Annotated in this window: 19 protein-coding genes; 15 read left to right on the top strand and 4 right to left on the bottom strand. The window is 39.3% G+C overall.

The genetic code is table 11. From position 1 onward, the window contains the following. The first annotated feature begins 17 nt into the window (after window positions 1–17). The 3 genes from HT731_RS07440 to ciaH all read left to right on the top strand — a co-directional run bounded on the left by HT731_RS07440 (window position 18) and on the right by ciaH (window position 4,670). A complete protein-coding gene (locus tag HT731_RS07440; RefSeq protein WP_173278342.1) occupies window positions 18–2,564 on the top strand; it encodes a M1 family metallopeptidase in 2,547 nt (848 codons plus the stop codon). 107 nt (window positions 2,565–2,671) lie between these two features. Continuing rightward, on the top strand, window positions 2,672–3,346 hold the full coding sequence (ciaR, locus tag HT731_RS07435) for a two-component system response regulator CiaR (RefSeq protein ID WP_000590627.1): 675 nt from the start codon (window positions 2,672–2,674) through the stop codon (window positions 3,344–3,346). Continuing rightward, window positions 3,336–4,670, top strand: coding sequence for a two-component system sensor histidine kinase CiaH (ciaH, locus tag HT731_RS07430; protein WP_173278340.1), 1,335 nt, complete (start codon window positions 3,336–3,338; stop codon window positions 4,668–4,670). Before ciaR ends, ciaH begins: the two co-directional genes overlap by 11 nt. 33 nt (window positions 4,671–4,703) lie before the next feature. Here ciaH and HT731_RS07425 read toward each other — a convergent pair whose 3' ends face one another. Continuing rightward, window positions 4,704–4,991 carry a DUF3270 domain-containing protein gene (locus tag HT731_RS07425; protein WP_033680139.1) on the bottom strand — a complete coding sequence of 96 codons (288 nt, stop codon included), beginning with the start codon at window positions 4,989–4,991 and terminating at the stop codon, window positions 4,704–4,706. Window positions 4,992–5,337: 346 nt separating this feature from the next. Between HT731_RS07425 and HT731_RS07420 the strand changes: the two genes are divergently transcribed. The 9 genes from HT731_RS07420 (at window position 5,338) to HT731_RS07380 (ending at window position 16,252) form a co-directional block, all read left to right on the top strand. After that, on the top strand, window positions 5,338–6,393 hold the full coding sequence (locus HT731_RS07420) for an ABC transporter permease (RefSeq protein ID WP_061088114.1): 1,056 nt from the start codon (window positions 5,338–5,340) through the stop codon (window positions 6,391–6,393). Window positions 6,394–6,406: 13 nt separating this feature from the next. Beyond that, the gene (locus HT731_RS07415) at window positions 6,407–7,093 is read left to right on the top strand and encodes an ABC transporter ATP-binding protein (protein ID WP_061759038.1); all 687 of its coding nucleotides are present in this window, start codon (window positions 6,407–6,409) and stop codon (window positions 7,091–7,093) included. Window positions 7,094–7,575: 482 nt separating this feature from the next. Then, a complete protein-coding gene (gene metK / locus HT731_RS07410; protein ID WP_061088110.1) occupies window positions 7,576–8,766 on the top strand; it encodes a methionine adenosyltransferase in 1,191 nt (396 codons plus the stop codon). 87 nt (window positions 8,767–8,853) lie between these two features. After that, window positions 8,854–10,245 (top strand): peptidoglycan-N-acetylglucosamine deacetylase PgdA, encoded by a 1,392-nt coding sequence (pgdA, locus tag HT731_RS07405; RefSeq protein ID WP_173278338.1) that lies wholly within the window; start codon window positions 8,854–8,856, stop codon window positions 10,243–10,245. A 76-nt stretch (window positions 10,246–10,321) separates the two neighbouring features. Further along, window positions 10,322–11,164 (top strand): aldo/keto reductase, encoded by an 843-nt coding sequence (locus HT731_RS07400; protein ID WP_173278336.1) that lies wholly within the window; start codon window positions 10,322–10,324, stop codon window positions 11,162–11,164. Between the two features lie 272 nt (window positions 11,165–11,436). Continuing rightward, on the top strand, window positions 11,437–12,198 hold the full coding sequence (locus tag HT731_RS07395) for a hypothetical protein (protein ID WP_000429572.1): 762 nt from the start codon (window positions 11,437–11,439) through the stop codon (window positions 12,196–12,198). A gap of 540 nt (window positions 12,199–12,738) precedes the next feature. Further along, entirely contained in the window at window positions 12,739–13,656 is a 918-nt protein-coding gene (gene glyQ, locus HT731_RS07390) for a glycine--tRNA ligase subunit alpha (RefSeq protein ID WP_173278334.1), read from the top strand. A gap of 259 nt (window positions 13,657–13,915) precedes the next feature. Beyond that, complete coding sequence (gene glyS / locus HT731_RS07385) at window positions 13,916–15,952, top strand: glycine--tRNA ligase subunit beta (protein WP_173278332.1); 2,037 nt, start codon at window positions 13,916–13,918, stop codon at window positions 15,950–15,952. Window positions 15,953–15,994: 42 nt separating this feature from the next. Continuing rightward, on the top strand, window positions 15,995–16,252 hold the full coding sequence (locus tag HT731_RS07380) for a DUF896 family protein (protein WP_173278330.1): 258 nt from the start codon (window positions 15,995–15,997) through the stop codon (window positions 16,250–16,252). 222 nt (window positions 16,253–16,474) lie between these two features. Here the strand turns inward: HT731_RS07380 and HT731_RS07375 are convergent, their stop codons facing one another. Genes HT731_RS07375 through HT731_RS07365 form a run of 3 tightly spaced genes read right to left on the bottom strand, consistent with a single transcriptional unit; the run spans window position 16,475 to window position 19,320 of the window. Then, window positions 16,475–17,713, bottom strand: a complete 1,239-nt coding sequence (locus tag HT731_RS07375) for an NAD(P)H-dependent oxidoreductase (protein WP_173278329.1) — start codon at window positions 17,711–17,713, stop codon at window positions 16,475–16,477. 18 nt (window positions 17,714–17,731) lie between these two features. After that, window positions 17,732–18,337 (bottom strand): NADPH-dependent FMN reductase, encoded by a 606-nt coding sequence (locus HT731_RS07370; RefSeq protein ID WP_049501905.1) that lies wholly within the window; start codon window positions 18,335–18,337, stop codon window positions 17,732–17,734. Between the two features lie 59 nt (window positions 18,338–18,396). Continuing rightward, a complete protein-coding gene (locus HT731_RS07365; protein ID WP_125451010.1) occupies window positions 18,397–19,320 on the bottom strand; it encodes an FAD:protein FMN transferase in 924 nt (307 codons plus the stop codon). 310 nt (window positions 19,321–19,630) lie between these two features. On the opposite strand from HT731_RS07365, the gene HT731_RS07360 reads away from it, so the two are divergent. The 3 genes from HT731_RS07360 to pdxT all read left to right on the top strand — a co-directional run bounded on the left by HT731_RS07360 (window position 19,631) and on the right by pdxT (window position 22,626). Continuing rightward, entirely contained in the window at window positions 19,631–21,010 is a 1,380-nt protein-coding gene (locus HT731_RS07360) for an FAD-dependent oxidoreductase (RefSeq protein WP_173278327.1), read from the top strand. A 152-nt stretch (window positions 21,011–21,162) separates the two neighbouring features. Continuing rightward, window positions 21,163–22,038, top strand: coding sequence for a pyridoxal 5'-phosphate synthase lyase subunit PdxS (pdxS, locus tag HT731_RS07355; RefSeq protein WP_173278325.1), 876 nt, complete (start codon window positions 21,163–21,165; stop codon window positions 22,036–22,038). Next, on the top strand, window positions 22,039–22,626 hold the full coding sequence (gene pdxT, locus HT731_RS07350; protein WP_153225897.1) for a pyridoxal 5'-phosphate synthase glutaminase subunit PdxT: 588 nt from the start codon (window positions 22,039–22,041) through the stop codon (window positions 22,624–22,626). Window positions 22,627–23,374: the final 748 nt, after the last annotated feature.

Here is a 23,374-nt window from a genome sequence, read left to right as displayed (position 1 = left end):
TTAGATAGGAGAAAACTATGCAGGCAGTTGAACATTTTATTAAGCAATTTGTTCCTGAACATTATGATTTATTTTTAGACTTGAGTCGTGAGACCAAGACCTTTTCAGGAAAGGTGACTATTAGTGGTCAAGCACAGAGTGATCGCATCTCCCTCCACCAAAAAGACTTGGAAATCGCTTCTGTAGAAGTTGCAGGTCAAGCTCGTCCATTTACAGTTGATCATGACAATGAAGCCCTTCATATTGAACTTGCGGAAGTAGGTCAAGTTGAAGTGGTTATCGCTTTCTCAGGAAAAATTACAGACAACATGACAGGGATTTACCCATCTTACTACACAGTTGATGGAGTCAAGAAGGAAGTATTGTCTACTCAATTTGAGAGCCATTTTGCGCGCGAAGCCTTCCCATGTGTGGATGAGCCAGAAGCCAAAGCAACTTTTGACTTCTCTCTACGTTTTGACCAAGTAGAAGGTGAATTGGCCTTGTCTAACATGCCAGAAATCGATGTTGAAAACCGTAAGGAAACAGGTATCTGGAAGTTTGAGACAACACCTCGCATGTCTTCTTACTTGTTGGCTTTTGTTGCGGGTGATTTGCAAGGTGTAACGGCTAAAACTAAAAACGGTACCCTCGTAGGTGTTTACTCAACCAAAGCTCATCCACTATCAAACCTTGATTTCTCACTGGATATCGCTGTTCGCTCTATCGAGTTTTACGAAGATTACTATGGAGTTAAGTACCCAATTCCTCAATCTCTCCACATCGCCCTTCCTGACTTCTCAGCTGGAGCTATGGAAAACTGGGGTCTTGTGACCTATCGTGAAGTTTACTTGGTTGTGGATGAGAACTCAACTTTTGCCAGTCGTCAACAAGTTGCTCTTGTTGTGGCACATGAGTTGGCTCACCAATGGTTTGGTAACCTCGTTACTATGAAATGGTGGGATGACCTTTGGCTCAATGAAAGCTTCGCTAACATGATGGAATACGTCTGTGTGGATGCCATTGAGCCAAGCTGGAATATCTTTGAAGATTTCCAAACAGGTGGTGTTCCGTCTGCCTTGAAACGTGATGCGACTGATGGTGTTCAATCTGTTCACGTCGAAGTTAAGCATCCAGATGAAATTAATACACTATTTGACGGTGCTATCGTCTATGCCAAAGGAAGCCGCCTCATGCACATGCTTCGTCGTTGGCTAGGTGATGCCGATTTTGCCAAAGGTTTGCATGCCTACTTTGAAAAACATCAATACAGCAATACCATTGGTCGTGACCTTTGGGATGCTCTTGGTCAAGCGTCTGGACGTGATGTCGCAGCCTTTATGGATTCTTGGTTGGAACAACCTGGTTACCCAGTTCTTACTGTCAAAGTTGAAAATGATGTTTTGAAGATTTCACAAAAACAATTCTTCATCGGTGAGCACGAAGACAAGAACCGTCTCTGGGTTGTGCCACTGAATAGCAACTGGAAAGGCTTGCCTGATACACTTGAAACTGAAAGCATCGAAATTCCTGGCTACGCAGCCCTTCTTGCTGAAAACAAAGGAGCTCTTCGTCTCAACACTGAAAATACAGCCCACTATATTACAGACTATCAAGGAGAATTGTTAGATGCAGTTATTACTGACCTAGTTGATCTTGATAATACAAGCAAACTGCAAATCGTCCAAGAACGTCGTTTGCTTGCTGAAGCAGGGCACATTTCTTATGCTGACTTGCTCCCAGTCCTTGATAAACTTGCTAAGGAAGAATCTTACCTTGTCGTTTCAGCCATTTCTCAAGTGATTTCTGCCCTCGAGCGCTTTATCGATGAAGGAACAGAAGCTGAAAGAGCCTTCAAAGCTTTGGTTGCTAAATTGGCTCGTCACAACTATGACCGTCTTGGTTTCGAAGCTAAGGATGGAGAATCAGACGAGGATGAATTGGTTCGTCAGTTGGCCATTTCTATGATGATTCGCTCAAATGATGTAGAAGCTAGTCAAGTTGCTAGCCAAATCTTCGCAGCACACAAGGAGAATCTTGCAGGACTCCCAGCAGCTATTCGCTCACAAGTTCTGATTAATGAGATGAAACATCATGAGACTAAAGACTTGTTAGCACTTTATCTTGATACTTATACGCACGCAACAGATGCTGTCTTTAAACGTCAGTTGGCAGCAGCCCTTGCCTATAGTACAGATGCGGACAATATCCAAACCTTGATTGCTTCTTGGAAGGACAAATTTGTGGTCAAACCACAAGACTTGTCTGCTTGGTACTTCCAGTTCTTAAACCATCAAGCAACTCAGGAAACAGCATGGTCTTGGGCTCGTGAAAACTGGTCTTGGATTAAGGCAGCTCTTGGAGGAGATATGAGCTTTGATAGCTTTGTTATCCTTCCTGCTCATGTATTTAAGACAGATCAACGCTTGGCGGAATACAAGGAATTCTTTGAGCCACAACTTTCTGACCTTGCTCTTAGCCGTAACATCGGTATGGGAATCAAGGAAATTGCAGCGCGTGTTGATCTGATTAACCGTGAAAAAGCTGCAGTGGAAGCAGTTGTTCTTCAATACGGAACTAAATAATCAAGACTAAATGAAAATAAAACTCAGCTATCTCATGTAAAATGCAGAGAGTTGAGTTTTTTTTAAGGCAAATTTGGTATAATGGTTTTAATAAGGAGGAGTTTCTCATGATAAAAATCTTATTAGTTGAGGATGACTTAGGCCTGTCAAATTCAGTATTTGACTTTTTAGACGATTTTGCGGATGTCATGCAGGTATTTGATGGAGAAGAAGGTCTCTACGAAGCTGAAAGTGGCGTTTATGACTTGATTTTGCTCGATTTGATGTTGCCAGAAAAAAATGGTTTCCAAGTCTTGAAAGAATTGCGTGAAAAGGGAATTACGACACCAGTTCTGATTATGACTGCCAAGGAAAGTTTGGATGACAAGGGACATGGATTTGAATTGGGAGCAGATGATTATCTGACCAAGCCTTTCTACCTAGAAGAACTCAAAATGCGGATTCAAGCGCTTCTCAAACGTTCAGGTAAGTTTAATGAAAATACGCTATCTTATGGAGATATTCTCATCAATTTATCAACCAATACCGTTAAGGTTGAAGATACTCCTGTCGAATTGCTGGGGAAAGAGTTCGATTTACTAGTTTATTTCCTTCAAAATCAAAATGTTATTTTGCCTAAGACTCAGATTTTTGATCGTCTATGGGGATTTGATAGTGATACAACTATTTCAGTTGTCGAAGTTTATGTTTCAAAAGTCCGTAAGAAATTAAAAGGAACCACTTTTGCAGAGAATTTGCAAACCTTGCGTAGTGTTGGGTATATTTTAAAAGATGTTCAGTAAACTAAAAAAAACATGGTATGCGGATGACTTTAGTTACTTTATCCGCAACTTCGGTGTTTTCACCCTGATTTTCTCTACCATGACTCTGATTATTTTGCAAGTTATGCATTCGAGTCTATATACTTCGGTGGATGATACGCTCCATGGCTTGAGCAACAATCCTCAGGCAGTTATCCAACTTGCGGTAAATAGGGCGACAGAAGAGATTAAAGATTTAGAGAATGCCACTACAGATACTAGTAAGACTGAGATAAAACCCAATGTTAGTTCCAACACAGAAGTCATTCTTTTTGATAAGAATTTTATCCAGCTCCTTTCTGGAAACCGATTTTTGGGATTGGATAAGATTAAGTTAGAGAAAAAAGAACTAGGCCATATCTACCAGATTCAGGTTTTTAATAGCTATGGACAAGAAGAAATCTATCGCATGATTTTGATGGAAACGAATATTAGTTCGGTTTCAACCAATATCAAGTATGCGGCTGTCTTGATTAATACAAGTCAGTTGGAGCAGGCCAGTCAAAAGCATGAGCAATTGATTGTCGTTGTGATGGCTAGTTTCTGGATTTTGTCTTTACTTGCCAGTCTCTATCTAGCTAGGGTCAGTGTTCGTCCTCTGCTTGAGAGCATGCAGAAGCAGCAGTCCTTTGTGGAAAATGCTAGTCATGAGTTACGAACTCCACTTGCAGTTTTACAAAATCGTTTAGAGACACTTTTCCGGAAGCCAGAAGCTACCATTATGGATGTGAGTGAAAGCATTGCGTCGAGTTTGGAAGAAGTCCGAAATATGCGTTTTTTGACGACAAACTTGCTGAACTTAGCTCGGAGAGATGATGGAATTAAGCCGGAACTTGCAGAAGTTTCAACTAGCTTTTTTAATACGACTTTCACAAATTATGAGATGATTGCTTCGGAAAATGATCGTGTTTTCCGTTTTGAAAATCGCATCCATCGCACGATTGTCACAGACCAGCTTCTTTTGAAACAACTGATGACTATCCTATTTGATAATGCTGTCAAGTATACTGAAGAGGATGGTGAAATTGATTTTGTGATTTCAGCGACTGACCGTAATCTGTATTTACTTGTTTCTGATAATGGAGTCGGTATTTCAGCAGAAGATAAGAAGAAAATTTTTGATCGTTTTTATCGAGTGGACAAGGCTAGAACTCGTCAAAAAGGAGGTTTTGGTTTAGGATTATCACTGGCCAAGCAGATTGTAGATGCCTTAAAAGGAACCATTACTGTTAAAGATAATAAACCAAAAGGAACAATCTTTGAAGTGAAGATTGCCATTCAGACACCATCTAAAAAGAAAAAATAAAAATATCGCTCCAGTTGGGGCGATATTTTGGATTTATCTTTTTAGTTTTCGTTTGATAATAGAGCGTTGGATTTTTAGAACAAGTAAGCTGGATCCGATTGCTGCGATAAAAGCAAGAGCAGTTGATAATTTTAACGCCAAAAAGATAAAACTAAAGATAGCAATACAGATACAAAAAACAGCGACATTAACAAAAAATAGGATTTCTTGAAAACTGGTATCAGATTGTGATTCGGGCGCATAATCCTGATAGCGAGGAAGTTGCTGGTTTAATTCGTCTTGATAGTCTACCTCATATGATTGTAATTTTTTTACGGACATGGTTCTCTCCTTAACAGTACATACCTATTTTATCATTTTTTTAGCAGAGAATTATTACAGAAAGGTTACAAAAAGAATAAAGTGCTTTTTCAAAATCAATTTTCTTGACAGCATACTGTGAAAATGATACGATAGATAAATTCCTAAACGCTTATTAATATTCATAATTAATTATATTTGTAAGTAAATAATTCATTTTTACGAAAAATATTTACTTATTTTCTTGATTTTATTTAATTTGATTAGTGATATTTGTTTTGCACACAGAGACAGATTTTCTGTCTCCTATTTTTATAGTAGTGGGGTGTCTAATTGATGCCTCTTGGAAAAGTTAAAGGAGATAACAATGTATCTTGCTATCAAAGAAATATTACGTAACAAACTGCGATATAGTTTGATTTTAACCACTATTTTTCTTATTTCTTTTATGGTCTTTTTCATGACGAGTCTGGCTCTAGGTCTTGTTAGAAATAATAGAGCAGCAATTGATAACTGGCAAGCGACTGGTGTGGTTTTATCTGACTACGCAAATGATAATTTGACAGCATCTTTTATTCCTGAAAAGGATTATAAGGAAAAGAGATCTGAGGAGGCCGCTCCACTGGGTTATATGTTCGCTGTGACCAATCTAGTCGATGATAGTGAAAAGGTCAATGTTTCCGTCTTTGCTCAGGAGTGGGACGATTTTATCTCTCCTAGTTTGACAGAGGGACGGTATCCTGAAAGCGATGATGAGGTTGTCGTAGATCAGTCCTTTGAAAACTATGGAATTAAGCTAGGTGATGCCATTCAGCTTAATGGAAGCGAGGCAAGTTACAAGATTGTAGGTCTGACTCAAGGAAATAAATTTTTCACCGAGCCTGTTGTCTTTACAAGTTTGACAACTTATTGGATTTTGCAAGGAACCTTGAACTCTAATAAGTCGATATCTGCCTTGGTTTTGAAAAATGACATAGAAGTGACTGGCGATGGACTGAAACAGATTTCTATCCCAAAAATGATTTCGAAAATTCCTGGTTACACACCTCAAGTTAATGTATTTTCAGGAATGATTATCGCTATGATTGTTATAACAGGCTTGATTGTGGGTATATTTGTTTATATCATTACCATACAAAAGCTAGGACTTTATGGAATTATGCGGGCTCAGAGGATACAGATTAAAACCATTGTATGGTCTCTGTTCTGTCAGATCTTGCTTCTATCTGGTATGGGGATTGCTTTATCCTTGCTTGCTATCGGAGGAGTGATTTTTCTCTTACCAGCTACCTTCTTTTTCTACCCAAGTTGGATAGCCTACTCGATTCTAAGCTCGGTTATTTGCTTGATGGCTCTTCTTGGTGGTATCATTTCCCTCCCACGTTTGCTAAAGGTGGACCCGATTACTGTGATTGCAGAATGATAAGGAGAATAGTATGACAGCATTGATAGAAATGAATCAAGTGACAAAAACATACGGGGAAGGAAAGATGAAAGTCGTAGCTCTGCATGAGACGAATTTTCAGCTAAATGCGGGAGAGTTCGTAGCTATCGTTGGGCCTTCAGGTTCTGGAAAGACGACTTTTCTAACTACTCTAGGACAACTTCAGGAAGCATCGAGTGGAAAGATTTTAGTCAAGGGGAAGGAAACAGGCAGTCTGACGGAGAAGGAGAAAACGGACCTCCGTTTTAGAGAGTTTGGCTTCATTCTCCAAGCTTCAAACTTAATTCCTTTTCTAACGGTTAAGGAACAGCTGGATTTGATTGACAGACTGGATAAGGTAAAAAATAGTAAAAGTGATCGAAAAGAGCTGTTTGACTTGTTGGATTTGGACAAAGTACAAAATCAGTATCCCAAGGCTCTATCTGGTGGCGAACGTCAACGTGCTGCGATTGCTAGGGCGCTTTACAACAATCCTAGCATCGTGCTTGCAGATGAGCCTACAGCCAGTCTTGATACAGAGAGGGCTTACCAAGTAACGGATATGTTGGCTTCAATTGCCCATGAGCAAGGAAGAGGTGTTGTTATGATTACACATGATACACGCCTTCTTGATAAGGTTGACCGAGTTTATGTAATGAGTGATGGAAACTTGGTTGAAGAAAAATGTAAACAAATATAAAATATAGTGAATTGACAGATATTTTTCTAAAACGTTAGACATGAAAAACGCACCGGTTCTATGTAGCAAATTGATAAGTTATATAGATTTTGATGAGGTTGAACTAAAACTCAATTTTAAGAAAAATAAAGTAAATATTCCCACAATAAAACGTATAGTCTCAAGTTTTTTCAAGACTTGACTATGTGTTTTTTAATTTTCAAGACTTTTTCCCAGCCTCCTTATTTCTAACTTCAAAACGGTGTTTTGATCTGACTTCATCAGTTTTATTGCCAACCTTAAAACTCTACTTTGAGCAATCTGCATCTAGTTTTCTAGCTTGTTCTTTGATTTTTATTGAGTATATGGACTGCAAATTGCGCTAAAAAATGATATAATGGTGAAGTTATATAGTCCCGATAAGATGGTAGGCATTTATCACTAAGAAATACCTATCAGTACTTTGTAACTCTATAACACTATTTTTAAGGGGGGACATTTTTATGTCAGAACGTAAATTATTCACGTCTGAATCTGTATCTGAGGGGCATCCGGATAAGATCGCAGACCAAATTTCAGATGCTATCTTGGATGCTATTTTAGCAAAGGATCCAGAGGCACACGTTGCTGCTGAGACAGCTGTTTATACTGGTTCAGTTCATGTATTTGGTGAAATTTCAACTACAGCTTATGTAGATATTAACCGTGTGGTTCGTGATACCATTGCAGAGATTGGTTATACCAATACAGAATATGGATTTTCTGCTGAGACGGTGGGAGTACACCCATCTTTGGTGGAGCAATCGCCAGATATTGCTCAAGGTGTTAACGAAGCATTGGAGGTTCGTGGAAATGCGGATCAAGATCCACTTGATTTGATTGGTGCTGGAGACCAAGGTCTCATGTTTGGTTTTGCGGTAGATGAAACAGAAGAACTCATGCCACTTCCAATCTCACTCAGTCACAAGTTGGTTCGTCGTTTAGCAGAGCTTCGTAAGTCTGGTGAAATCAGCTATCTTCGTCCAGATTCTAAATCTCAAGTTACAGTTGAATATGATGAAAATGACCAGCCAGTGCGCGTGGATACAGTCGTTATTTCTACTCAGCATGATCCAGAAGTTAGCAATGAACAAATTCATGAAGATGTAATTAACAAGGTTATCAAAGAAGTGATTCCAGCATCTTATCTTGATGATGAGACCAAATTCTTTATCAATCCGACAGGTCGTTTTGTAATCGGTGGTCCTCAAGGGGACTCAGGTTTGACTGGTCGTAAAATTATTGTAGATACTTATGGTGGTTACTCACGTCACGGTGGTGGTGCCTTTTCTGGTAAGGATGCGACTAAGGTGGACCGTTCAGCTTCTTATGCAGCTCGCTACATTGCTAAAAACATTGTTGCAGCAGGTCTTGCTAAGAAGGCGGAAGTACAATTGGCATATGCTATCGGTGTTGCGCAACCTGTATCTGTTCGTATTGATACTTTTGGTACAGGAACAGTAGCTGAAAGCAAATTAGAAGCTGCAGCACGTCAGATTTTTGATCTTCGTCCAGCAGGAATCATCCAAATGCTGGATCTCAAACGTCCAATCTACCGTCAAACAGCGGCTTATGGACATATGGGACGTACAGATATCGATCTTCCATGGGAACGCTTGGATAAGGTAGAATCCTTGAAGGAAGCTGTCAAATAAAATCTTAAGAGGGGCTCGCCCCTCTTTTAATATACTATTTCCTCCAAAATCATTGAAATTATAGCTTGAATTTGATATGATGGTCTTATGGATAAAAGTAGAGCAAAACGTGTTGAGCACGATAAAAAGAGAATCGGATTAATAGCCCTAGTAGCTATCTTTTCAGTAAGTATTTGTGTCCTTGGATCAATAATTGGTTATAAAGTCTACACAAAGCAGCGTTTTGAACAAAGGATTGAAACGCTCAAAAAAGAGAAAGATGATCAATTGAGTGAGGGAAATCAGAAAGATCATTTTCGTAAAGGGCAAGCCGAAGTGATTGCCTATTATCCTCTTCAAGGGGAGCAAGTGATTTCGTCTGTAAAAGAAATCATGACACAGGATATTAAAGACAATCTAGAGGATAAGGAAAATCTGGTTTTTTATTATACGGAGAAACAGGATTCGACTTTAAAAGGGATTGTCAACAGAAGTGTGGTGAAACAAGTCTATGATTTAACTTCTTCAAGAGTTGAAGAGACTGAAAAAACTAATCTGGCAAAAGTCCATTTGACAGAAGATGGCAAACCTTTTACACTTGATCAATTATTTTCAGATGCTAGTAAGGCTAAAGAGAAGCTGTTAAAAGAAATTACCTCTTTCTTACAAGATAAGAAATTAGAACAAGAAAAGATTGATCAGATAGTTAAAGGCTTGTCTGACCAAGACTTGTCTGCATGGAATTTTGATTACAAGGATAGTCAGATTATCCTTTATCCAAGTCAGGCGGTTGAAAATCTGGATGAGATTGCCTTGCCAGTATCTAGTTTCTTTGAAGTTATTCAGTCCTCTTATTTATTAGATAAGGATACCGAGCTATATAAGGCTTATTATGAAAAGAAAAATCGTAAAGTGGTGGCCTTGACTTTTGATGATGGACCAAATCCTGCAACTACAAATCAAGCATTAGATACACTTTCTAAGTATGGTATTAAGGCAACTTTCTTCGTTTTAGGTAAGAATGTTTCTGGCAATGAAGAAATTTTGAAACGCATGAAAGCAGATGGTCATGTCATTGGAAACCATAGTTGGAGCCATCCAGTTCTTTCAAAGCTTTCGCTTGATGACGCTAAAAAACAGATTATTGATACAGAGGATGCGCTAACTAAAGTGCTAGGTTCTAGTTCAAAACTCATGCGTCCGCCTTATGGGGCCATTACAGACGACATTCGCAATAGCCTAGACTTGAGTTTTATTATGTGGGATGTGGACAGTCTGGACTGGAAGAGTAAAAATGAAGCAGCTATCTTGACAGAAATTCAGCGTGAAGTTAAGAATGGTTCTATTATTCTCATGCATGATATCCATGCTGAGACGGTAAATGCTCTACCGAAGGTTATTGACTATTTGAAAGGGCAAGGTTATGACTTTGTAACCGTACCAGATTTGTTAGATTCTCGTCTTCAAGCTCACCAGCTTTACTACGACCGTGACCAATAATTCAAAAAATCTAAAGAGATAAGTTTTCATTGAGAATTTGTTTCTTTGGATTTTCTTCTCATAGAAAGGAAAAATAATGAAATCTTATACTTTAAATAATGGCGTTACAATACCAGTTCTGGGTTTTGGAACCTGGAAGGCTGAAAATGGGGAGATTGCTTACCAAGCTGTCCTAGAGGCTTTAAAGGCAGGCTATCGCCATATCGATACGGCAGCTATCTATAAAAATGAAGAAAGTGTTGGTCGTGCTATTCAAGATAGTGGCGTTCCGCGTGAGGAAATTTTTGTAACCAGCAAACTCTGGAATAGAAATCACAACTATGAGCAAGCTCGTCAGGCTTTTGAAGAGTCTTTAGAGAAGCTGGGCTTGGAATATTTGGATTTGTATTTGATTCATTGGCCAAATCCAAAACCGCTCAGAGAAAATGACCAATGGAAAATCCGAAATTCAGAAGTCTGGAGAGCGATGGAAGATCTTTACCTAGAAGGCAAAATCCGTGCTATCGGAGTTAGTAATTTCCTTCCCCATCATTTGGATGCCTTGCTTGAAACAGCAAAAATTCTTCCAGCGGTCAATCAAGTTCGTTTGGCTCCAGGTGTCTATCAAGAGGAAGTCGTAGATTACTGTCGAGAAAAAGGAATTTTATTGGAAGCTTGGGGACCTTTTGGTCAGGGAGAACTATTTGATAGTAAGGAAGTCCAAGAAATCGCGGCAAATCATGGAAAATCGGTTGCTCAGATAGCCTTGGCCTGGAGCTTAGCAGAAGGATTTTTACCACTTCCGAAATCTGTCACAGCTTCTCGTATTCAAGCTAATCTTGATTGCTTTGGAATTGAACTGAGTCATGAGGAGCTAGAAACATTAAAAACGATAGCTGTTCAGTCGGGTGCTCCACGAGTTGATGATATGGATTTCTAGAAAATCATAAAAAGAATTGTACATTGTTCTAATTTTTGATATAATAGTCAGCAGGAAAGAAAGTCTTATGGCGTTCTTCAAGCGAGCTTGGGATAGTGGGAGCCAAGTAGGACAAAATAAAGAGCTGGCGCTTTCTGTAGTATTTTCAAAAACAATGAAGTAATAAATTAGGGTGGAACCGCGTTTTTGACGCCCCTAGGTTAAATCAACCTAGGATTGTCGGACGCGGTTCTTTCGCTTATTCAGTCTATTATGTGAAAGAAAGGAGAGACGTGGAAAACCTTTATCTTGTAAAAGACGATAGTCAACTAGCTACATTTCGTGATTTTGTAGTAAGAAATACTGAAAAGTTGAAAGATTATCAATCTTTTTTAAAGAATGAACTTGCAGTCTGTGATTTACCGCAAGCCGTTATTTGGTCAAGTTTTAATGCTGCTACACAGATTATTAGGGAAAGTGCTGTTCCAGCCTATACAAATAATAGACGAATGGTTATGACGCCTGATTTAGCTGTTTGGAAAGAGTTGTATTTGTATCAGTTGATGGACTACGAGTGTTCTCAGCAAACTCAAGCAATAGAAAGTCACTATCATTCTTTATCTGAAAATTTCCTCTTGCAGATTGTAGGACATGAGTTAGCTCATTGGTCGGAGCATTTTTTAGATGATTTTGATGGTTACGACTCTTATATATGGTTCGAAGAGGGGATGGTTGAATATATTAGTCGCAAGTATTTCTTGACAGAAGAGGAATTTCAAGCGGAAAAAATTTGTAATCAATCTCTTGTAGAACTTTTTCAGAAGAAGTATGGTTGGCATTCATTGAATGATTTTGGTTCTTCGACTTATGATAAGAACTATGCAAGTATTTTTTACGAATACTGGCGTAGTTTTTTGACAATAGATAAGTTGGTAGAAAATCTAGGTAGTGTACAAGCGGTCTTCGATTCTTATCATTTATGGGCAAATACAGATAAAACTCTTCCCTTGTTAAATTGGTTTGTTCAGCAGAAATTAATTGAAAAAGAAATATAAAAACTAAAGGAGTAAACAATGTCTAAGAAATTAACATTTTACTGCGTAAGTGGTAGAGACCTCCTTACAGTCGGGCTACCCCACACTCAGTACTAGAGTGCCTGAGCTAGACGCAGTACTAACTCGTCTTGCTTCGTATGATCGACGAGGCAGACTCGTGTCGCAAGTAATTTATATAAAAAGGAGTAAATAATGTCTAAAAAATTGACTTTCTACTGCGTCAGTGGCAGAGACCTCCTTACAGTCGGACTGCCCCACGCTCAGCACTAGAGTGCCTGAGCTAGACGCAGTACTAACTCGTCTTGCCTCGTATGATCGACGAGGCAGACTCGTGTCGCAAGTAATTTATATAAAAAGGAGTAAACAATGTCTAAAAAATTGACTTTCCACTGCATCAGTGGCAGAAACCTCCTTACAGTCGGACTGCCCCATGCTCAGTACTAGGGTGCTGAGCTAGACGCAGTACTAACTCGTCTTGCCTCGTATAATCGACGAGGCAGACTCGTGTCGCAAGAAATTATTTTTATTAAGGAGTATTCAATGTCTAAGAAATTAACATTTCAAGAAATTATTTTGACTTTGCAACAATTTTGGAATGACCAAGGTTGTATGCTTATGCAGGCTTATGACAACGAAAAAGGTGCGGGAACCATGAGTCCTTACACTTTCCTTCGTGCTATCGGACCTGAGCCATGGAATGCGGCTTATGTAGAACCATCACGTCGTCCTGCTGACGGTCGTTACGGAGAAAATCCTAACCGTCTTTACCAACACCACCAATTCCAAGTGGTCATGAAGCCATCTCCATCAAATATCCAGGAACTTTACCTTGAGTCTTTGGAAAAATTGGGAATCAATACTTTGGAACACGATATTCGTTTCGTTGAGGACAACTGGGAAAACCCATCAACTGGATCTGCAGGTCTTGGTTGGGAAGTTTGGCTTGATGGGATGGAAATTACTCAGTTCACTTATTTCCAACAAGTCGGTGGATTGGCAACTGGGCCTGTGACTGCAGAAGTTACTTATGGTTTGGAACGCTTGGCTTCTTATATTCAAGAAGTGGATTCTGTCTATGATATCGAATGGGCTGATGGTGTAAAATACGGAGAAATCTTTATTCAGCCTGAGTATGAGCACTCAAAATATTCATTTGAAATTTCAGATCAAGAAATGTTGCTTGAAAACTTTGATAAGTTTGAAAAAGAAGCTGGTCGTGCCTTGGAAGAAGGATTAGTACACCCTGCCTATGACTATGTTCTCAAATGTTCACACACCTTTAACCTGCTTGACGCGCGTGGTGCAGTATCTGTAACAGAGCGTGCAGGCTATATCGCCCGTATCCGTAACTTGGCCCGTGTCGTAGCAAAAACCTTTGTTGCAGAACGCAAACGCCTAGGTTACCCACTTTTGGATGAAGAAACACGAGCTAAACTCTTAGCAGAAGACGCAGAATAGTGAGTAATACTGTGCTCTAAAATCGTTAGTGGCAAGTCGAAGACTTGCTAGAGGGATATGCACCGCCGTACTGTTATGTGGGGATTTTTGAAACCTTAGGTTCAAAAATCAGTCAGCTAAATCCACTTTGATGAGACTGTTGGAAATCTTGATCAATATTGCATTAGATTTCCATACAGACTCACAAAGTTAGTTAGCGACGTCCCCAGTACCTAAGGTGCATATCAAAAAAGATTGAAGAAAATGTAAAGGAAAAAACATGACAAAAAACTTATTAGTAGAACTCGGTCTTGAAGAATTACCAGCCTATGTTGTCACACCAAGTGAAAAACAACTAGGCGAAAAAATGGCAGCCTTCCTCAAGGAAAACCGCCTGTCTTTTGAAGCTATTCAGACCTTCTCAACACCACGTCGTTTGGCTGTTCGTGTAACTGGTCTTGCAGACAAACAGTCTGATTTGACAGAAGATTTTAAGGGACCAGCAAAGAAAATTGCCTTGGATAGTGATGGGAACTTCACCAAAGCAGCTCAAGGATTTGTCCGTGGAAAAGGATTGACTGTTGAAGATATCGAATTCCGTGAAATCAAGGGTGAAGAATATGTCTATGTCACTAAGGAAGAAATTGGTCAAGCAGTTGAAGACATTGTTCCTGGTGTTGTAGATGTCTTGAAGTCATTGACTTTCCCTGTCAGCATGCACTGGGCTGGAAATAGCTTTGAATACATTCGTCCTGTTCACACTTTAACTGTTCTTTTAGATGAAGAAGAGTTTGATTTGGATTTCCTTGATATTAAGGGAGGGCGTGTGAGCCGTGGCCATCGTTTCTTAGGAAAAGAAACCAAGATTCAGTCAGCTTTGAGCTATGAAGAAGATCTTCGTAAGCAGTTTGTAATCGCAGATCCACGTGAACGTGAGCAAATGATTGTTGACCAAATTAAGGCAATCGAAGCTGAACACAGTGTAAGTATCGAAATTGATGCGGATTTGCTTAATGAAGTCTTGAACTTGGTTGAATACCCAACTGCCTTTATGGGAAGTTTTGATGCCAAATACCTTGAAGTTCCAGAAGAAGTCTTGGTGACTTCGATGAAAGAACACCAACGTTATTTTGTTGTCCGTGATCAAGATGGAAACCTCTTGCCAAACTTCATTTCTGTTCGTAACGGAAACGCAGAGCATTTGGAAAATGTCATCAAAGGAAATGAAAAAGTTTTGGTAGCTCGTTTGGAAGACGGAGAATTCTTCTGGCGTGAAGACCAAAAATTGGTGATTTCAGATCTTGTTGAAAAATTAAACAATGTCACTTTCCACGAGAAGATTGGTTCCCTTCGTGAACACATGATTCGTACGGGTCAAATCGCTGTACTTTTGGCAGAAAAAGCAGGTTTATCAGCTGATGAAACAGTTGACCTAGCTCGTGCAGCAGCCATTTACAAGTTTGACTTGTTGACTGGGATGGTTGGTGAATTTGACGAGCTCCAAGGAATTATGGGTGAAAAATATGCCCTTCTTGCTGGTGAAACTCCAGCGGTGGCAACTGCTATTCGTGAACACTACATGCCTACATCAGCCGAAGGAGAACTTCCAGAGAGTAAGGTCGGTGCAGTGCTTGCCATTGCAGATAAATTGGATACGATTTTGAGTTTCTTCTCAGTAGGTTTGATTCCATCAGGATCTAATGACCCTTATGCTCTTCGCCGTGCAACTCAAGGTGTGGTTCGTATCTTGGATGCCTTTGGTTGGCACATTGCTATGGATGAGCTGATTGATAGCCTTTATGATCTAACATTTGACAGCTTGACTTATGAAAATAAGGCAGAGGTTATGGACTTTATCAAGGCTCGTGTTGATAAGATGATGGGTTCTACTCCAAAAGACATCAAGGAAGCAGTTCTTGCAGGATCAAACTTTGTTGTGGCGGATATGTTGGAAGCAGCAAGTGCTCTCGTAGAAGCAAGCAAGGAAGAAGATTTCAAACCATCTGTTGAATCACTTTCTCGTGCCTTTAACTTGGCTGAGAAGGCAGAAGGTGTTGCTACAGTTGATTCAGCACTTTTTGAAAATGACCAAGAGAAAGCCTTGGCAGAAGCCGTCGAATCACTCGTTTTGTCAGGGACTGCCAGTCAACAATTGAAACAGCTCTTTGCGCTTAGTCCAGTTATTGATGCTTTCTTTGAGAACACCATGGTAATGGCAGAAGATCAGGCTGTTCGTAAAAATCGCTTGGCTATCTTGTCTCAATTAACCAAGAAAGCAGCTAAACTTGCACGTTTTAACCAAATCAATACCAAATAAAATCTGTTAAACGGATTAAATCTTATCATAAAGGAGAGAAACATGGATCCTAAAAAAATTGATCGTATCAATGAGCTTGCCAAAAAGAAAAAAGCAGAAGGCTTGACACCAGAAGAAAAAGTGGAACAAGCTAAACTACGTGAGGAGTACATCGAAGGTTATCGTCGCGCTGTTCGTCACCACATCGAAGGAATCAAAATTGTGGACGAAGAAGGAAACGACCTTACACCAGAAAAACTACGCCAAGTCCAACGTGAAAAAGGTTTACATGGCCGTAGTCTTGATGACCCAAATTCATAATAGAATTTTCTTTCTTTTAACAAGGATAGATAAAATAATACTCAATGAAAATCAAAGAGCAAACTAGGAAGTGAGTCGCAGGCTGTACTTGAGTACGGCAAGACGAAGCTGACGTGGTTTGAATTTGATTTTTGAAGAGTATAATAACCAAAAGACTAGCAGTTTGTCTCTGCTAGTCTTTTTTTGCTAAAAAAGGAACCAAGATGGTTCCTAAAACTATTATTAGTTACTTGCGCCAGATGTAGCATCGGCGTCACCACCGTGGCTTCCAGCATCACCTGCATCAGAAGCTCCAGATGTGGCATCTGCTCCGCCGTGTCCTCCAGCAGGAGCTGCAGCATTTCCACCAACTAGACGTTGACCAGTTGTTTCTAAGTACCAATCAAGCCATGGTTGGAAATTAAAGATAATTTCATTAATTCCAGCATATGAACCATCTGGGTAGTACATTGCCTTGTAGTTATGTGTATTAATAACGCCTTCTGGAGTTCCTGGTACAATTGTACGAACATACTCTTGATCTCCGTTACGAAGTACACCAACAACCCATTCAACGTTCTTCATTCTTGCAGGTGGAAGAGAAGCATGTACTGTTCCTAGTCGGCTACCTGCTTGAACTCGTACACGTTTACCATACATAGTGTTTGGATCTTGATGTGCGTTATTATAGTACAAGAATTGGTTATTATCATCCGCATATGTCAACTCAAATGGCATTGCTTTCAAGAACATATCAATTTGGTTAACTGTCAAGATACCGTGGTCTAATTTAACGTAAGTGTCTCCAGAAACAGCTCCAACAAGTTCAGCTGCTTTTTCTACCCATTCAGGATCATCAGGGTCAACACCTTGAATGGTGGTTGCGATTGGATTTGTACAATATAAATCTTCTGGTGCGATTGGTTTTGGTTTTTTCAATTTTGAAACGACTCCCACATATTTTACAAAGTTGTCTAAACATGTTTCAAGGAAATTAATAGTTCCTTCATTTGTGATATTCCCATTAACATCAAAGGCTTCTTTAGCTTTACCGAGAAGGAATTCGTTTCCTGGAAGTGTGTAGGCATTGACACCTGGAGCGTCAAGAATCTTACGAAGGTGAACTTGGGCACGAGAAGTACCTTGGTCGTAGTAAGAAGCACCTACAATCATGACTGGCTTGTTTTCAAATGGATGAACTTCGTATGAAAGCCATTCAAGAACAGATTTTAGGGAAGCTGAGATTGTGTGGTTGTGCTCAGGAGTAGCGATAATGACACCATCAGCACGAGTAATTTTGTTATATAAATAACGTAATTGGAAGCTTTCATCCCATTTTTCGTCTTGGTTAAACATTGGAACTTCGTCAATTTCAAGAACTTCTAATTCAAATTTAAGTTTGAAGTGACGACGGATAAATTCCAAGAGTTTACGGTTATATGATTGATCGTAGTTTGATCCTACAAGTCCAACAAATTTCATTCTTTTTGGTCTCCTATCTTACAAATTTTCCCAGTCAAAGTCTTCAGCATCTTTGCGAAGTAATTCTTGTGCATTACGCAATTTTTCTGTGATTTTTACAAAGATACGGAAGTCGTCAAAAGTGGCATCCAATTTTTTAATAACATCAAGATCCACTAGGTCTCCACTTGGGTTAAAGGCTTGAAGAGAATGTGAAAGCAAGAATTCATCTGGAAGGACACTTGCTTTAATTTCTGGAGCATTCAAGATTTGGCGAAGTTGTAATTGGGCACGTGATGAACCAAGAGTACCATATGAAGCACCTGTAATCATGATTGGTTTGTTCAAAAGTGGATAGATACCATAAGACAACCAAGCAAGAGCGCTCATTAAAACAGCTGGAATAGAGTGGTCATACTCAGGAGTACCGATAATAACGCCATCTGCCTCTTCAATTTTAGCAGCAATTTCTAAAATTTCAACAGGTACTTGCTTGTCAGCTGGTTTATTGAAGACAGGAATGTCTTTAATTTCAACAAGTTCAATTTCAGCTTTTTCAGCAAAGTGTTTTTGCATGTATTGAAGCAATTGACGGTTTGTAGAACGTTTTGAATTTGTTCCAACAATAGCAATAAGTTTTAACATGAGATTTCCTTTCTCTTTTTACATAATACGATTTTAAAACTCTATTGAAACATCTATTTCTATAGAGTAGGAATTCCTGAAGAACAGCTTAGGTGACCTTCCTTATCGATTAGGATGGCTTCGATGCCCTCCAAACTTTCGACTTGCCAGAGGATAGCAGCAGGTCTTTCTCCAAATAGACGAGTTGTCCAGATTTCACCATCAACTGATTTATCAGAGATGATTGTTAGACTAGCTAGTTCCGTTTCAACAGGATATCCTGTTTGACTGTCAAAAATATGATGGTAATCTTTTCCGTCGACTGTCAGGTGACGTTCATAAATGCCTGAAGTCACGACAGATTGATTGACAACAGGGATGGTCATTAAGTGATTTCCCCTAGGATTGGCTGGGTCTTGAATCCCAATTTGCCAAGGCTGATCCCCTCTTGCCTGATTTTTTCCAATGGTCAGGATATTCCCTCCCAGATTAATCAAGGCAGATGTCACTCCTTCTTCTCTCAGAAATTGGGCAACTTTATCCGCACTATAACCCTTGGCTAAACAACCAAGATCGATCTTCATTCCTTTTTGTTTTAAAAACACAGTGGAAGTGGAAGAATCTAACTCGATATAATGAGGATTGATTAAAGGGAGCACCGATTCAATTTCTTGGGGTTGGGCCACTTTGGCATCTGAAAAACCGATACGCCAGGTTTGAATTAAGGGACCAATACTGATGTTGAGATGGCTAGAGGGCGCTAGGCTATGCTCTAATCCAAGTGCAAGCAGTTCAAACAGGTCTGGATGAACTTTGACTGGAGCTATTCCAGCTTGATAATTGATCTCCATCAACTCAGATTCTTGGCTATTGGCATTGAAGCGGTATTCTAGCTCTTTGAGTAAATCAAAGGATTTTTGAAGCAAGATATCGGCTCGCTCATCTACTAATGAAATAGTGATAGTAGTCCCCATTAGCCGTTCGGAATGTGAACTAAGAGGCAAGCTACCAACTCCTTTCTCTTATGTGAAAAGAAGGTTGAAATATTGTAAATTTATATTAAATTTAACCCCTTACAATTTCTTTCCATGATATTAGCATACCATAAAGTCAGCGTTTTCACAAATAAAATTTGTAAAGTTGTCAAGAAATATGCTCAGAAAATAAAGAATAATTGTAAGAAAGAATGATAAAATACAAATTATTTACATTTTTTTACAAAAAAATCGGGAAAATTAGCAAAACTCTTGTAAACGCTAACAGTAAATGTTATACTAGAAGAGTAAATTTAAAATTGAAGGTAGGAATTTTTCTATGAGTAAAATCGTTGTAGTTGGTGCTAACCACGCTGGTACAGCATGTATTAATACTATGTTGGATAATTTTGGAAATGAGAACGAAATCGTTGTATTTGACCAAAACTCTAACATCTCTTTCCTAGGATGTGGAATGGCCCTTTGGATTGGGGAACAAATTGACGGTGCTGAAGGCTTGTTCTATTCTGATAAAGAAAAATTGGAAGCAAAAGGTGCTAAAGTTTACATGAACTCACCTGTTCTTTCAATTGACTACGACAACAAAGTTGTGACTGCAGAAGTTGAAGGTCAAGAACATAAAGAATCTTACGATAAATTGATTTTCGCTACAGGTTCTACACCAATCTTACCACCAATTGACGGTGTTGAAATTGTTAAAGGCAACCGCGAATTTAAAGCAACTCTTGAAAACGTACAATTCGTTAAATTGTACCAAAACGCTGAAGAAGTTATCAATAAGCTTGCTGATAAGAGTAAACACCTTGATCGTATCGCTGTTGTTGGTGGTGGTTATATCGGTGTTGAACTTGCTGAAGCCTTTGAACGTCTTGGAAAAGAAGTTGTGCTTGTTGATATTGTAGATACTGTCTTGAACGGTTACTATGACAAAGACTTCACACAAATGATGGCCAAGAACTTGGAAGACCACAACATCCGTTTGGCTCTTGGTCAAACTGTTAAAGCAATCGAAGGTGACGGTAAAGTTGAACGCTTGATTACTGATAAAGAGACTTTCGATGTAGACATGGTTATCCTTGCAGTTGGTTTCCGTCCAAACACAGCCCTTGCTGATGGTAAGATTGAACTCTTCCGCAACGGTGCCTTCCTTGTAGACAAGAAACAAGAAACATCTATCCCAGGTGTATTTGCCGTTGGTGATTGTGCAACTGTCTATGACAATGCTCGTAAAGAAACTAGTTACATCGCTCTTGCTTCAAACGCTGTTCGTACTGGTATTGTTGGTGCTTACAACGCTTGTGGACATGAATTGGAAGGAATCGGTGTTCAAGGTTCAAACGGTATCTCAATCTATGGTCTTCACATGGTTTCAACTGGTTTGACACTTGAAAAAGCAAAAGCTGCTGGCTACAATGCGACTGAAACAGGCTTTAACGATCTACAAAAACCAGAATTCATGAAACATGATAACCATGAAGTAGCGATTAAGATTGTCTTTGACAAAGATAGTCGTGAAATTCTTGGTGCCCAAATGGTTTCACATGATATTGCAATTAGCATGGGAATCCACATGTTCTCACTTGCTATCCAAGAGCATGTGACAATTGATAAATTGGCATTGACAGACCTATTCTTCTTGCCACACTTCAACAAACCATACAACTACATCACAATGGCTGCACTTACAGCTGAAAAATAAAATTTGATGAACTATCTGGCCTTAAGTTAAGGTCAGATAGTTTTTTAGATGATTTGTCCCCATACAATTATGGTTTTTTTATCTTGTGATTCCTCCAAATCTGACTTAAAATGAAATAGTAGCTACCAATACAAATGATGAGGATAAAACAAATGACTGAAAATCGTTATGAACTAAATAAAAACTTGGCACAGATGCTTAAAGGTGGGGTTATCATGGACGTTCAAAATCCTGAACAGGCCCGTATTGCAGAGGCTGCTGGTGCGGCAGCTGTGATGGCCTTGGAGCGAATTCCAGCTGATATTCGTGCAGCTGGTGGTGTTTCTCGTATGAGTGATCCAAAGATGATCAAGGAAATCCAAGAAGCGGTTAGCATCCCAGTGATGGCCAAGGTCAGAATCGGGCATTTTGTTGAAGCTCAGATTTTAGAGGCTATTGAGATTGACTATATCGATGAGAGTGAAGTTTTATCTCCAGCTGACGATCGTTTCCATGTGGATAAGAAAGAATTCCAAATACCTTTTGTCTGTGGAGCTAAGGACTTGGGTGAAGCCTTACGTCGTATCGCTGAAGGTGCTTCTATGATTCGTACCAAAGGAGAACCGGGTACAGGAGATATTGTCCAAGCCGTTCGTCATATGCGTATGATGAATCAAGAAATCCGTCGCATTCAAAATCTACGTGAAGATGAACTCTATGTCGCAGCAAAAGAACTCCAAGTACCTGTAGAATTAGTTCAATACGTTCACGAACATGGAAAACTACCAGTCGTGAACTTCGCAGCAGGCGGTGTAGCAACACCTGCAGATGCTGCTCTTATGATGCAGCTAGGGGCAGAGGGTGTCTTTGTCGGTTCAGGTATTTTCAAGTCAGGAGATCCTGTTAAACGTGCAGCAGCAATTGTCAAGGCAGTTACAAACTATCAAAATCCTCAAATACTAGCCCAAATCTCTGAAGATTTGGGAGAAGCCATGGTTGGTATCAATGAAAATGAAATTCAAATTCTCATGGCTGAGCGAGGGAAATAGATGAAAATCGGAATATTGGCCTTGCAAGGTGCCTTTGCAGAACATGCAAAAGTACTAGATAAATTAGGTGTCGAGAGTGTTGAAATCAGAAATCTAGATGATTTTCAGCAAGATCAGAGTGACTTGTCGGGTTTGATTTTGCCTGGTGGTGAGTCTACAACTATGGGCAAGCTCTTACGAGACCAGGATATGCTGATTCCTATCCGAGAAGCAATTCTATCTGACTTACCAGTGTTTGGGACCTGTGCGGGCTTGATTTTGCTGGCTAAGGAAATCATTTCTCAGAAAGAAAGTCATCTTGGAACTATGGATATGGTGGTCGAGCGCAATGCCTATGGGCGCCAACTAGGAAGTTTCTACACGGAAGCAGAATGTAAGGGAGTCGGTCAGATTCCAATGACCTTTATCCGTGGTCCAATTATCAGCAGTGTTGGAGAGGGTGTAGAAATTCTAGCAACAGTTGAAGATCAAATCGTTGCAGCCCAAGAAAAAAATATGTTGGTAACTTCTTTTCATCCAGAATTGACTGATGATGTTCGCTTGCACCAGTACTTTATAAATATGTGTGACAAAAAGATAGTGGAATAAAAAGTGATAAATCAAGTTTTGATTCGCTTTTTCCAAAGAATCATTTTTTAAGTCATCTGACAGTATTCTGTGATTTTAGATTTATTTACGATAAATTAGAAAAGAATGATTGTTTTGACTTAGGGCATAAAGCTTATATGCTGAATATAGTGTTCAAGTATCTTTTATTGGGAGCACTTTAGAGGATGGAGTTAAAATACTATTCTATACTCCTTAATACTCTTCGACAATCTCTTCAAACCACGTCAGCTTTATCCGCAACCTCAAAGCGGTGCTTTGAGCAACCTGCGGTTAGCTTCCTAGTTAGCTCTTTGATTTTCATTGAATATATAGTGGTTTGAAATAAGATGTGTGCAACTTGATTAGGGAAATCAAATTAATTTCTAGAAATGTTTTAGTATCCACGATGTACTATTCTAGTTTCAATTTACTATAAAAATGATGTATGGGATTGGTCAAAAAGAACACTTTGAAAATAGCAAAAAACGAGTATCTCTACAGATGGAGATACTCGTTCTATTATGTATAAAGCTATGAGTCTGTCGTCCTACGTAAGGTGCGCGTCGAAGGTTATACCTAAAAAACTCCAAACGCGATACAATAAAGGGGATTAAGCCAATTCTAAAGATTTTTTAAGAGGTAAGTGATGAGTTAAGATCAATGGTGTTTTAACAAGGTGAAAAGGGTCAGGCAAAAAGTCTTTAAAATCAGAAAACGCATAATATCATTGTACTGACCCCAAAAAGTT

The organism is Streptococcus sp. k-163, from assembly GCF_013277555.1.
Lineage (GTDB): Bacteria > Bacillota > Bacilli > Lactobacillales > Streptococcaceae > Streptococcus.
The sequence above is the reverse complement of the archived record's forward strand: the minus strand, read 5'-3'. Positions and strand labels throughout refer to the sequence as shown.